Genomic DNA, 12,034 nt, shown 5'->3' with positions numbered 1-12,034 from the left:
TCTCCGGACCTCTTTTCCCGTCAGGAGGACAATAATGGGTATTGTATCGGGGAAGCTTGTATCTTTCCCATGCTCTATCATGGATACCGTGAGGACAAAGGACGGATCATTACCCGAGGGAATTACCCACGCTTCGTTAACCGGAATTAAATGGGATTACTGACAATTCGCCATTGAAAGCATCATGGCATAAAGAGGCAGTTCACTGCGAACTGCCTCTTTATGAGCTCAGGCGACCGCTGCTGTTCTTTTCCTGAGCATAACCTTAGATAAACTACCTATTGGCCGTTCGATATACTTATAGCTTATGTATGAAGTAACTATTGTAAAGGGAACACAAAGTGCAGATACGATATACTTGCAATATTTATAATCGCTGAATATGTACAGGAGACTGCAAATGATGATGACGTGGCAAAGATAAGTAGAGTAGGAATAATCGCCTAATCTTATGATAAATTTAACCACTTTGCTTTCACTTATCTGTGCTTCCAGGCCAATAGCTGTTGCAACAATGATAGCGCACGGGATACCTATGAATAGTATATCGTGGTCTTCCTTCCTGTTATAAATAAATATCATTGAGGCCAGCAACAGACTCGCCAGAATCATTGGGTTAATTCGGTCCAGCATCCCGTTCTTGTGAAAATCAGCTATAAAAATCCCCAGCAAAAATTCCAGCATCATACCGTTGCCATAAAAAGGCATTTGCGCCAGGGAAGGTTTCAGGAATTCATAACTAAAAATTATCACTAACGAAATTAAGACTATAAACCTTTCACGAGAGATTAAAATGACCAGACAGGCCAGCAGGTAGAAAAACATCTCATAGTTTAAAGTCCAGCCTACCGTCAGGAAGGGGATATAACCCATTATGTCAGCACGCTCTGTAGGAATGAAAAGCAGACTGCGTATCAGTAACTCAGGATTTGTAGAAGTAGCAAACATTAGGCCATCAAAATATACTGCCAGCAGCGCAACGAGGCCTGTAAACAGCCAGTATGCCGGTACTATTCGCATTATGCGGTTGATGGCAAATTGTTGAGCACTTATATGGCGGGAATATATTGACTGATAAATGATAAAGCCGCTGATGATAAAGAAAAGATCAACCCCTGCTGCGCCTTTATGAGCAATTTGGTCAATGAATGGTATTCCAATGGCATCAGAAAAGACAATCTGCTTGACATGATGTAGCACGACAAGCCAGACAGCCAAAGCTCTAAGCATCTGAATCGATCGAAACATAATCTTACCAAATGATAAATTTTTATTGAGCATAATCTCATAGACAAAATTTGTCTACTGAGGAATAAATAAATTCATTAAAAATACAAAACATTGGAACAAGTATTTATTGTCAATGAATTCAATCAGATACGATTGAGAAGGTCTGGTGTGCGTGGATATATTTTGTTGTTTATTTCGAGGATATGAGATGGAGGGCATAAAAAAATCCGGAAACATTAAGTATTTCCGGATTTCTGTAAAGCCGGGCTAAAAGATTACCGCCCGAACAGATCGCGTTTTTTCGGTTTAAACCCCTGGGCAATCACCACCAGCACTGCAACCGCGAAGTAGGCGATAAAAATGCCCAGCAACCACTGCGGCATTTCCAGCGACAGGAACGACCACTGACGTTCCGCACAGTCACCGGACGCCACAAACACCTGCGGCAGCCACTTATCCAGCGGCAGCCAGCTCGGGAAGCGGGCGGCAAAATCACAGGTCGCAAACGGATTCGGGTGCAACATAATGTCAGTATGTTCCCAGGCCAGCTGGATCCCCCGAAAGGCGCTGTACAACCAGATCGCCATCGCCACAAAGCGCAGCGGCGTTTTAGGGGCGATGGCTCCCACAAACCCCGCGCCCATCACGCCAAACAGCGCGCTTCGTTCATAAATACAGAGTACGCAGGGTTTAAGCAGCATCACATGCTGGAACCACAGCGCCACCATTTCAAGCGCCAGCGCGGTGAGGGCCATTAACAGCCAGGCACCGCGTCCGTGTGAGCACTTGTTCAAAAATCGCAACATAATCATTTCCCTAAGACAAGCGTGGACAACGCAGTGTAAACGAATTCACTTCCCGCGCCACTAGCCACAATAAAAATAATAAGTAATGGATTATTTTACCTGAATCGTCGCCAGGATAAGCCTGTCCCTTAAGTCAGTTTGCTGGTTTTATTCACCAGAAAAATGCGTCTGACAAAATCTTAAAAATGAAGTCCCGATCCCTTTTTCTTCATGCCTGGCGCTATCTGCGCCTGTATCGCTCTGGTATGATGAGTCTCTTTGTTAAGCTGTGTAATGGAAATCTCACTATGGTCATTAAGGCGCAAAGCCCGGCGGGTTTCGCTGAAGAATACATCATCGAAAGTATCTGGAATAACCGCTTCGCCCCTGGAACCATCCTGCCAGCCGAGCGTGAGCTTTCTGAACTGATTGGTGTCACTCGCACAACCCTGCGTGAAGTGTTACAGCGTCTGGCCCGCGATGGCTGGCTGACCATTCAGCACGGCAAACCGACCAGAGTAAACAATTTCTGGGAAACGTCCGGGCTGAATATTCTTGAAACGCTGGCACGCCTCGATCACGAAAGCGTTCCTCAGCTGATCGATAACCTGCTTTCCGTGCGCACCAACATCGCCACCATTTTTATCCGTACCGCCTTCCGCCAGCACCCGGAAGATGCGCTGAAGGTGCTGGCCACCGCCAGCGCTATTGAAGATCACGCTGATGCCTTTGCCGAGCTGGATTACAACATTTTCCGCGGCCTGGCGTTTGCATCAGGTAACCCGATTTATGGCCTGATCATCAACGGCATGAAAGGTTTATATACGCGTATTGGCCGTCATTACTTTGCGAATCCGGAAGCGCGCAGCCTGGCGCTCGGCTTTTATCACCAGCTGGCGCAGGTGTGTGAGCGGGGCGAGCTTGATCAGGTATATGACACTGTGCGTCGTTACGGTCGTGAGAGCGGCGAAATCTGGCACCGCATGCAAAAGACGCTGCCCGGCGGTATCTCAATGCACGGACGCTAAGAAAAAGCCCTCTCACCGGAGAGGGCTTTTTGTTTTAAAGATTGTTTGGCCGTGGCGGGCAACGATCCAACAGCTCCACGCTGCCATCTTCATTTTGCTGCTCCAGCGCGACGTCAAAACCCCACAGACGATGCACATGCTTTAACACTTCCCGACGGCCCTTATCCAGCGGCGCGCGATTATGCGGAATATAACGCAGCGTCAGCGAACGATCCCCGCGCAGATCCACGTTCCAGACCTGAATATTTGGCTCCAGATTGCTCAGGTTGTACTGAGCCGACAGCCTGGCGCGGAGCTCCCGGTAACCGTCTTCGTTATGAATAGCCGAAATTTCCAGATAATTATTACGATCGTCATCCAGCACGCTGAACAGACGGAAATCGCGCATCACCTTTGGCGACAGGAACTGGCTGATAAAACTCTCGTCCTTAAAATCGCGCATGGCGAAATGCAACGTTTCCAGCCAGTCCGATCCGGCAATATCCGGGAACCAGTAGCGATCTTCTTCAGTGGGCGACTGACAAATGCGTTTAATATCCTGGAACATGGCGAAGCCCAGCGCATAAGGGTTAATACCGCTGTACCAGGGGCTGTTATAGGGCGGCTGGAATACCACATTGGTGTGGCTGTGCAAAAACTCCAGCATGAAACGTTCGGTGACTTTACCCTCGTCATACAGGTGATTGAGGATAGTGTAATGCCAGAACGTGGCCCAGCCTTCGTTCATCACCTGGGTTTGCTTTTGCGGATAAAAATACTGGCTAACCTTACGCACAATACGCAGGATTTCGCGCTGCCAGGACTCCAGCAGCGGGGCGTTTTTTTCCATAAAATAGAGCAGATTTTCCTGTGGTTCAGACGGATAGCGCCGCGCCTGCGCCACGGTTTCCACCTCTTCGCGCTTCGGCAGTGTGCGCCACAGGGTATTCACCTGGCTTTGCAGATACTCCTCCCGGCTTTTCTGACGGGCTTTCTCTTCCTGCAAGGAAATTTTCTGCGGACGTTTATAGCGGTCAACGCCGTAATTCATCAGGGCATGGCAGGAGTCGAGCAGTTTTTCCACCTCGTCCACGCCATAGCGCTCCTCGCAGTCGGTTATGTATTTCCGGGCGAAGATCAGATAGTCGACAATGGAGCTGGCATCGGTCCAGCTGCGGAAAAGATAGTTATTTTTAAAGAAAGAGTTATGTCCGTAACAGGCATGCGCCATCACCAGCGCCTGCATGGTGATGGTGTTCTCTTCCATCAGATAAGCAATACAGGGGCTTGAGTTGATAACGATTTCATACGCCAGCCCCTGCTGGCCATGTTTGTAGAGCCGTTCTGTCTCGATAAACTTCTTACCAAAAGACCAGTGAGGATAATTGATCGGCATCCCGACGCTGGAATAGGCATCCATCATCTGCTCAGAGGTGATCACCTCAATCTGGTGCGGATAGGTATCCAGACGGTAGAGCTTTGCCACGCGGTCAATTTCAGCAAGATAGGTATCGAGCAGCTCAAACGTCCAGTCAGGTCCATCGCTGAGACGTGTCGTATCCTTATTCATGGAATCAATCGTAGCCATTAGCGCGCCCTCATTGTTGGCGGATCTCTCTGTATGGAGAGCCTCATTTCAAGCATAGATCAAGGTGTCACAAAGGGTCTGCCCGGTAAATTTTTTTCTTCGCCATTTCGCCTTGTGGTGACGGGGTAAAAGCGCCTGTTTACAGCATTAAATGCTGACTAAAATCGCCGGTCAGCAGGAGATCCTAAATCCGCCATCACAGGCCGCGCGGGCGAAGATGTGAGGTAAGTCACCATAAAAAAGCCATATGTTGAATAACATTTTCATCTGGGTTATCAATTTGTAATCAGAACATTGTTCTTTCTCAAAGGGAGTGGTTATGCGCATTGTTGTACTGGGAAGTGGCGTAGTAGGCGTCACCAGCGCCTGGTATCTGAATCAGGCCGGACACGAGGTCACGGTGATCGAACGGGAGCCGGGCCCGGCGCTGCAAACCAGCGCCGCCAATGCCGGGCAGATCTCCCCCGGTTACGCCGCCCCCTGGGCCGCGCCCGGCGTGCCGCTGAAGGCCATCAAATGGATGTTTGAGCGCCACGCGCCGCTGGCCATCAGCCTTGATGGTTCCCCGTCACAGCTGAAATGGATGTGGCAAATGCTGCGCAACTGCGACACCCGTCACTACATGGAAAACAAAGGCCGTATGGTGCGTCTGGCGGAGTACAGCCGCGACTGCCTGAAAGCCCTGCGCGACAGCACCGGCATCCAGTACGAAGGGCGGCAGGGCGGCACGCTGCAACTGTTCCGCACCGCGCAGCAATATGAAAATGCCACCCGCGATATCGCGGTGCTGGAAGACGCAGGCGTTCCGTATCAGCTGCTGGAATCTTCCCGCCTTGCCGAAGTCGAACCGGCGCTGGCGGAAGTGGCGCACAAACTGACCGGCGGCCTGCGCCTGCCGAACGATGAAACCGGCGACTGCCAGCTATTTACCCAACGTCTGGCGGCGATGGCGGAAGAGGCGGGCGTGGTGTTCCGCTATAACACGCCGGTGGAGCAACTGCTGTATGAAGGCGAAAAAATCTATGGCGTGAAGTGCGGCGATGAGGTAATCAAAGCCGACGCTTATGTGATGGCTTTTGGCTCTTACTCCACGGCGATGCTGAAAAATATTGTCGATATTCCGGTTTATCCTCTCAAAGGCTATTCACTCACCATTCCGGTGGCCGAAGATGACGGCGCGCCGGTTTCGACCATACTGGATGAAAGCTACAAAATCGCCATCACCCGTTTTGACCAGCGCATTCGCGTCGGCGGGATGGCGGAAATTGTCGGCTTTAACACCGAACTGTTACAGCCGCGGCGCGAAACCCTGGAGATGGTGGTGCGCGATCTCTTCCCGCGCGGCGGCCATGTGGAGCAGGCAACCTTCTGGACCGGGCTGCGGCCGATGACGCCGGACGGTACGCCGCTGGTGGGGCGCACGCCGTTTAAAAACCTGTGGCTTAACACGGGTCACGGCACCCTGGGCTGGACCATGGCCTGCGGTTCCGGGCAGTTGTTAAGCGATTTACTCTCCGGCCGTACCCCGGCCATTCCGTTCGAGGATCTGAGCGTGGCGCGCTACCAGCCCGGTTTTACCCCGGCCCGCGCGCAACACCTGCACGGTGTGCAAAACTAAAAAGGAGCAGTCATGTCTCGTCCTGTACTGGCCACCATCGACACTCAGGCGCTGCGGCACAACCTGCAGGTCGTCCGGCTGGCCGCGCCGGTGTCCCGCGTCTGGTCGGTGGTGAAAGCCAACGCCTATGGTCACGGGATTGAGCGGGTCTGGAATGCGCTCAGCAGCACCGATGGCTTTGCGATGCTTAATCTTGAGGAGGCCATTGCGCTGCGCGAACGCGGCTGGAAAGGGCCGATCCTGATGCTGGAGGGGTTCTTTCACGCCGATGAACTGGCGCTGTTCGATCAGTATCGCCTGACCACCAGCGTGCACAGCAACTGGCAACTGAAAGCGCTGCAAAATGCACGCCTGCAGGCGCCGCTGGATATCTATCTCAAGGTGAACAGCGGTATGAACCGCCTCGGCTTTCAGCCGGAGCGGATCCATACCGTCTGGCAGCAACTGCGGGCGATGAGCAACGTCGGCGATATGACGCTGATGTCGCATTTCGCCGTTGCGGAACGGCCGGATGGCATTGATGAGGCGATGGTAAAAATCGAACAGGCGGCAGAAGGGCTGGATTGCCCGCGTTCGCTGTCCAACTCGGCGGCCACGCTCTGGCATCCGGCGGCGCATTTCGACTGGGTCAGACCGGGTATCATACTTTACGGCGCATCACCGTCCGGACAGTGGCAGGACGTGGCCACCAGCGGCCTGAAACCGGTGATGACCCTGAGCAGCCAGATCATCGGCATTCAGACGTTAAAGGCGGGCGATCGTGTGGGTTACGGCCAGCGTTATCAGGCACGGGGCGAGCAGCGTATCGGCATTGTTGCCTGTGGTTATGCCGACGGTTATCCGCGCGTCGCGCCGGACGGTACGCCGGTGCTGGTGGACGGCGTGCGCACCCGTACGGTAGGCACAGTGTCCATGGACATGCTGGCGGTGGATCTCACTCCCTGTCCGCAGGCGGGAATAGGTACGCCGGTGGAGCTGTGGGGGCAGGAGATAAAAATTGATGATGTGGCTGCCGCCGCAGGCACGGTGGGCTATGAACTGATGTGCGCCTTAGCCCCGCGCGTGCCTGTCGTGACGGTGTAACTTTTAACGGGGCGGTTATTCCGCCTCGTCTTCCATCGGGCGCACCCCGACCTTACGCACCGCATTATCTTCCTTCTCGGCTACCGTCCAGATCATACCGGCAAATTCCACCTGGTCACCGACCACCGGCGCCGCGCCCAGCAGTTTCTGAATGATTTCCCCCAGCGTCTGCTGCTTGTCGCGGTAATCCGCGCCGACATCAATGCCGTAGATCAGCGCCACATCTGCAAATTTCGCGCTGGCTTCAAGGATGAAGTCGCCGAAGAAGCGCTGATCCAGCGCCACCGGCGGCGAATGGCTGAATAGCTTGCCGAGCGCCGGCAGATCTTTCTCACGGCCAATCACGCACAGCACATCCCCTTCACGCAGCCGGGTGCTGCCGGTGGGGTGCAGCAGGGCGTTATCACGGAACAGCGCGGCAATGCGCGTTTCCGCGGGCATGTGTAAATCGCGCAGCGCCGCGCCGACACACCATTTGTCATCGCTGAGCTGATAAATAAACTGCTCCCAGGGATTTTCCGGATGAATATCCAGCCCGACGCGGGATTCCGGCCAGCCAACCGGCGGCACCACCACTTTCGCTTTTTTCGCTGCCCAGCCGAGGGAAGTGCCCTGGAAAAGCAGCGAAATCAGCACCACGAAGAAGGCGATGTTGAAGAACAGCCGCGCATTGTCCAGCCCGGCCATCATCGGGAAGACCGCCAGAATGATCGGCACCGCGCCGCGCAGACCCACCCAGCTGATAAACACCCGCTCACGCAGGTTAAAGCCGCGGAACGGCAGCAGCCCGGCAAAGACCGACAGCGGACGGGCGAAGAAAATCATCCATGCCGAAAGGATCAGCGCCGGAATGGCGATCGGCAGCAGATCCGATGGCGTCACCAGCAGGCCGAGCACCAGGAACATGGCGATTTGCGCCAGCCACGCCAGTCCGTCAAAGTTTTGCTGGATGCTGTAGCGGTTGCGCAGCGGGCGGTTGCCCAGTAAAAAGCCGCACAGATAGACCGCCAGGATCCCGCTGCCTTCCAGCGCCGTGGTGATAGCAAACACCATAATGCCGCCGCTTAACGCCAGCAGCGGATAGAGCCCGGCGGGCAGCGCGATACGGTTGATCATCTGCTGGAGCAGATAACCCCCGGCCAGCCCGAGCACGATACCCAGACCAAACTGCTGAATAATGTGCACTGCAAACATCCAGCTCAGCCCGCTTTCGTGCTGCTGGATCATCTCAATTAAGGTAATGGTCAGAAAGACCGCCATCGGATCGTTGCTGCCGGATTCGATCTCCAGCGTCGAGCCCACACGCTCGTTAAGCCCTTTGCCGCCAAGCAGGGAGAAGACCGCTGCGGCGTCCGTTGAGCCGACAATCGCGCCCACCAGCAGGCCTTCCATTATGTCCAGATGAAACAGCCAGGCCGCCATCATCCCGGTCAGGCCGGAGGTGATCAGCACGCCCACCGTCGCCAGCGACAGCGCCGGACCCAGCGCCACACGAAACGAACTGGCCTGGGTGCGCATCCCGCCATCCAGCAGGATCACCGCCAGCGCCAGGTTACTCACCATATAGGCAAAGGGATAGTTATCGAAAGGGATACCGCCAACACCATCCACCCCGGCAAGCATGCCGATGGCAAGAAAAATGACCAGGATAGGAATACCGAGACGAGAGGAGAAAGAACTTAATAAGATGCTACAGGTTACAAGAACAGAACCCAGGATAAAAAGACCGATTATCGCCTCTGCTTCCAATGTCGAATTACTCCTTAAAACGCCGTTACTGCCAGACAACATGCACGATCGGTGACCGTGCATCTCAATACGCTTCTTTATATTAACGGCAGGAGGTCAGATTTGATAAGTGCGATGAATGGTTTTTTTACGCATGCAGCACAGAATGCCCTGTCAGGGTTAACCCGGTATGGCTGCCATCGTGTTCCAGCGTCGCCTGCGCGCCAAGGGGCAGGGTGACGGTTTGCGGCTCATGGCCGAAGGCCAGCCCGGCGATTAACGGGATACGAATTTGCGTGCGCATATAGTCGATCATCGCCTCAAGCGTGTAACCCGCGTCATAATCGTTCGGGGCGCTGCCGCTGAAGCTGCCGAGGATCACCGCCCGCTGGCGGGATAAAATACCGGCATGGTGCAGCTGCAACAGCATGCGCTCCACGCGGAAAGGATGCTCGTTAATGTCTTCCAGCACCAGAATGCCATTGTCGATAACAGGCAGCCAGGGCGTGCCGATAAGCGACACCAGCATCGCCAGATTTCCGCCCCACAGCGTGCCCTGTGCCTGGCAGGGCTGGCCGTCGCCGTGCCATTCCACTGTGAAGGTTTCGTTGCGCAGTGCCAGCCAGAAGTGGCGTTCGGTGAAAGCGTCCACGCTTTCCGCGCCGACGTTGCCCGCCAGCATCGGCCCGCTGAAGCTCATCACGCCATGCTTAAGCAGTCCCATCTGAAAAGCGGTGAAATCGCTGTGTCCGCAAATCAGCAGCGGATCCTGCCGCTGCCGCTGCGCCAGCCCGTGCCAGTCCACCGACGCCAGCAGACGACTGGCCCCGTAGCCGCCGCGTACCGGCATCACGATAGTGTTTTTACCGGCCAGCCGGGCAAGTCCGTTGAGATCCGCCAGACGCTCGGCATCGCTCCCGGCGAAGCGCTGCCAGCGACGGGCGATCACCTCGCGATTACGTACCTCATGACCGGCGGCCTCCAGACGCGCGACCCCGCGGGCGGCTGCCTGCTGATTGATGCAGTAGCCCGAAGGCGCAATCAAATGAAACACTGACATGGCAATTCCTTGCTGACATATAAGGTGAAACGTTTATCATGCCGCTTACGCCCGTCACACTTCAAGCGGCATCTGCTGGCCGGCGGGCGACTGAACATTACATACCGGTATAAGGATCGTTGGCGTGAAATTAAGATGGTTTGCTTTTTTGATTGTGTTACTGGCGGGATGCAGTTCAAAACAGGACTATAAAAATCCACCATGGAACCCGGAAGTGCCGGTAAAACGCGCCATGCAGTGGATGCCGATCACCGAGAAAGCGGGAGCAGCATGGGGCGTCAGCCCACGGCTTATCACCGCGATCATCGCCGTGGAATCCGGCGGTAATCCGACGTTGGTCAGCAAATCCAACGCGGTTGGCCTGATGCAGCTGAAAGCCTCCACCGCCGGACGTGAAGTGTACCGGCATATGGGCTGGAAGGGGCAGCCTTCCACCAGCGAGCTGAAAAACCCGGAGCGTAATATCTCGATGGGAACCGCTTACCTGAGCATACTAGAGCACGGCGTGCTGGCGGGGATCGAAGATCCGGAAGTGATGCAGTACGCGCTGGTGGTGTCTTATGTGAACGGGGCGGGGGCGCTGCTGCGCACCTTCTCATCGGATCGTAAAAAGGCCATCAAAGAGATCAACTCGCTCAGCCCGGATGAGTTTGTCGACCATGTGGCCGACAATCACCCTGCACCCCAGGCACCCCGCTATATCTGGAAAGTCCAGCAGGCGATGGATGCCATGTAACGCCTAGCGAACGTTGTTCGCCCGTTGATGCGCTTCGCGCTCCAGCGAGAAAATAATGCGCTGGAGCTCGCGCTCAACCGCCGGATTCACGTTCAGAAAGCGGAAGCTCAGGCGCGGCGTGGTGACGGTTTCGTTTTTGCCGTCCACCACGGTGCGCTCGCTGATCGACAGTAACTGGGCATCGAAATAGAACTGACCCCATCCCGCCATATCCAGTTCAATCTGCGTAAAGCGCAGACCTTCCTTCAGCGCTTCCGGCGCGTTACCTTCCAGCAATGCGCCCATGCCGCCAAGGGACAAATCAAACAAACGGAAACGCAGCATGGATTTATCCGGCATTCTGGCTTTGCAGTAATACGCCGGATAGAGTGGCGCGGAAATGCGGAAATATTCCCGGCGCTGGATAAACCAGAGTTCAGCAGGCAGTGGCGTGGTAAAGGCTGGCAGTGCCTGGTACTGACCGCTCTGTAAACGGGGCAGCGTAAATTCAACTTTCGCGCCACGGGTTTCCGCCGTGATGGCGATATTTTCGGCACGCTGAACGGCTTTGTTATCGTATTCCTGGCTGCCATAGTCCATCACCAGCCCTTCCGGCGTAACGTCGAGGATCTTACTGATGAACTGACCGCTGGCCCATGAGATGCGCAGTGGCACCTGGCCTTTTTGCAGATCGCGCAATACCCCCAGTACGGCCAGTGGGGTCTGCTTCAGAAACTGCTCACTATAATTACTCACGCCGGATGGCTCCTTAATAGCGTATCGCCTGTCGGGAATATATCGGCATGGCGGCGGGAAACTTAATACAAACGACCAAATATTTTTTGCGATTAAACTGAATTAAGTCTGTGACAACTAACCCTTTTGCTGTGGTTGCCTATACTTAGCGTCGTGGGCAGGAAATCAATCTTGCAATATCAAGTCACAACAAAAAGAGGAAATGCAAAATGGGCATTATTGCGTGGATCATTTTTGGTCTTATTGCCGGTGTTATCGCTAAATTCATCATGCCAGGACGTGATGGCGGTGGTTTTATTCTGACCTGTATTCTGGGGGTGGTGGGTGCCGTGGTCGGCGGCTGGCTGGCGACGATGTTCGGCTTTGGCGGCGACGTGACAGGTTTTGATCTGCACAGCTTCCTGGTCGCGGTGGTAGGTGCGATTGTGGTACTGGCGCTGTTCCGTTTGCTGCGTCGCGGGTAA

The 12,034-nt window shown here is 54.5% G+C and carries 11 protein-coding genes; 5 read left to right on the top strand and 6 right to left on the bottom strand.

Annotation, left to right across the window (positions count from 1 at the left end; translation table 11 throughout):
- Window positions 1–228: 228 nt before the first annotated feature.
- Together QRD42_RS15990 and dsbB are read right to left on the bottom strand one after the other, a co-directional pair.
- Window positions 229–1,281: an acyltransferase family protein gene (locus QRD42_RS15990; RefSeq protein ID WP_318374319.1), complete on the bottom strand. Its 1,053-nt coding sequence runs from the start codon at window positions 1,279–1,281 to the stop codon at window positions 229–231.
- A gap of 224 nt (window positions 1,282–1,505) precedes the next feature.
- A complete protein-coding gene (gene dsbB / locus QRD42_RS15985; RefSeq protein WP_321987605.1) occupies window positions 1,506–2,036 on the bottom strand; it encodes a disulfide bond formation protein DsbB in 531 nt (176 codons plus the stop codon).
- A gap of 287 nt (window positions 2,037–2,323) precedes the next feature.
- On the opposite strand from dsbB, the gene fadR reads away from it, so the two are divergent.
- Window positions 2,324–3,043: a fatty acid metabolism transcriptional regulator FadR gene (gene fadR, locus QRD42_RS15980; protein WP_072568724.1), complete on the top strand. Its 720-nt coding sequence runs from the start codon at window positions 2,324–2,326 to the stop codon at window positions 3,041–3,043.
- 34 nt (window positions 3,044–3,077) lie between these two features.
- On the opposite strand, the gene QRD42_RS15975 is transcribed toward fadR, so the two are convergent.
- Window positions 3,078–4,610 carry a SpoVR family protein gene (locus QRD42_RS15975; protein WP_072568723.1) on the bottom strand — a complete coding sequence of 511 codons (1,533 nt, stop codon included), beginning with the start codon at window positions 4,608–4,610 and terminating at the stop codon, window positions 3,078–3,080.
- Between the two features lie 319 nt (window positions 4,611–4,929).
- Here QRD42_RS15975 and QRD42_RS15970 point away from each other — a divergent pair, with 319 nt between their 5' ends.
- Complete coding sequence (locus QRD42_RS15970; protein WP_321987604.1) at window positions 4,930–6,228, top strand: D-amino acid dehydrogenase; 1,299 nt, start codon at window positions 4,930–4,932, stop codon at window positions 6,226–6,228.
- 12 nt (window positions 6,229–6,240) lie between these two features.
- Complete coding sequence (gene dadX / locus QRD42_RS15965; protein WP_072568721.1) at window positions 6,241–7,311, top strand: catabolic alanine racemase DadX; 1,071 nt, start codon at window positions 6,241–6,243, stop codon at window positions 7,309–7,311.
- Between the two features lie 15 nt (window positions 7,312–7,326).
- Here dadX and QRD42_RS15960 read toward each other — a convergent pair whose 3' ends face one another.
- Together QRD42_RS15960 and ldcA are read right to left on the bottom strand one after the other, a co-directional pair.
- Window positions 7,327–9,060 (bottom strand): potassium/proton antiporter, encoded by a 1,734-nt coding sequence (locus tag QRD42_RS15960; RefSeq protein WP_072568720.1) that lies wholly within the window; start codon window positions 9,058–9,060, stop codon window positions 7,327–7,329.
- Window positions 9,061–9,187: 127 nt separating this feature from the next.
- Window positions 9,188–10,099 (bottom strand): muramoyltetrapeptide carboxypeptidase, encoded by a 912-nt coding sequence (ldcA, locus tag QRD42_RS15955; RefSeq protein WP_321987603.1) that lies wholly within the window; start codon window positions 10,097–10,099, stop codon window positions 9,188–9,190.
- A gap of 124 nt (window positions 10,100–10,223) precedes the next feature.
- On the opposite strand from ldcA, the gene emtA reads away from it, so the two are divergent.
- Window positions 10,224–10,835 (top strand): membrane-bound lytic murein transglycosylase EmtA, encoded by a 612-nt coding sequence (gene emtA / locus QRD42_RS15950; RefSeq protein ID WP_072568718.1) that lies wholly within the window; start codon window positions 10,224–10,226, stop codon window positions 10,833–10,835.
- A 3-nt stretch (window positions 10,836–10,838) separates the two neighbouring features.
- Here emtA and ycgR read toward each other — a convergent pair whose 3' ends face one another.
- A complete protein-coding gene (gene ycgR, locus QRD42_RS15945) occupies window positions 10,839–11,570 on the bottom strand; it encodes a flagellar brake protein YcgR (protein ID WP_072568717.1) in 732 nt (243 codons plus the stop codon).
- A gap of 209 nt (window positions 11,571–11,779) precedes the next feature.
- Here ycgR and QRD42_RS15940 point away from each other — a divergent pair, with 209 nt between their 5' ends.
- Window positions 11,780–12,034 (top strand): GlsB/YeaQ/YmgE family stress response membrane protein, encoded by a 255-nt coding sequence (locus QRD42_RS15940; protein ID WP_318374327.1) that lies wholly within the window; start codon window positions 11,780–11,782, stop codon window positions 12,032–12,034.

It is taken from the genome of Enterobacter sp. PGRG2, assembly GCF_030291195.1.
Lineage (GTDB): Bacteria > Pseudomonadota > Gammaproteobacteria > Enterobacterales > Enterobacteriaceae > Enterobacter_D.
This window is presented reverse-complemented; position numbering and strand designations above follow the sequence as displayed.

What these genes read in the sequence shown, in the direction of transcription:
- QRD42_RS15990 (WP_318374319.1), bottom strand. Translation starts at nt 1,281, where the DNA reads ATGCTCAATAAAAATTTATCATTTGGTAAGATTATGTTTCGATCGATT.
- dsbB (WP_321987605.1), bottom strand. Translation starts at nt 2,036, where the DNA reads ATGTTGCGATTTTTGAACAAGTGCTCACACGGACGCGGTGCCTGGCTG.
- fadR (WP_072568724.1), top strand. Translation starts at nt 2,324, where the DNA reads ATGGTCATTAAGGCGCAAAGCCCGGCGGGTTTCGCTGAAGAATACATC.
- QRD42_RS15975 (WP_072568723.1), bottom strand. Translation starts at nt 4,610, where the DNA reads ATGGCTACGATTGATTCCATGAATAAGGATACGACACGTCTCAGCGAT.
- QRD42_RS15970 (WP_321987604.1), top strand. Translation starts at nt 4,930, where the DNA reads ATGCGCATTGTTGTACTGGGAAGTGGCGTAGTAGGCGTCACCAGCGCC.
- dadX (WP_072568721.1), top strand. Translation starts at nt 6,241, where the DNA reads ATGTCTCGTCCTGTACTGGCCACCATCGACACTCAGGCGCTGCGGCAC.
- ldcA (WP_321987603.1), bottom strand. Translation starts at nt 10,099, where the DNA reads ATGTCAGTGTTTCATTTGATTGCGCCTTCGGGCTACTGCATCAATCAG.
- QRD42_RS15940 (WP_318374327.1), top strand. Translation starts at nt 11,780, where the DNA reads ATGGGCATTATTGCGTGGATCATTTTTGGTCTTATTGCCGGTGTTATC.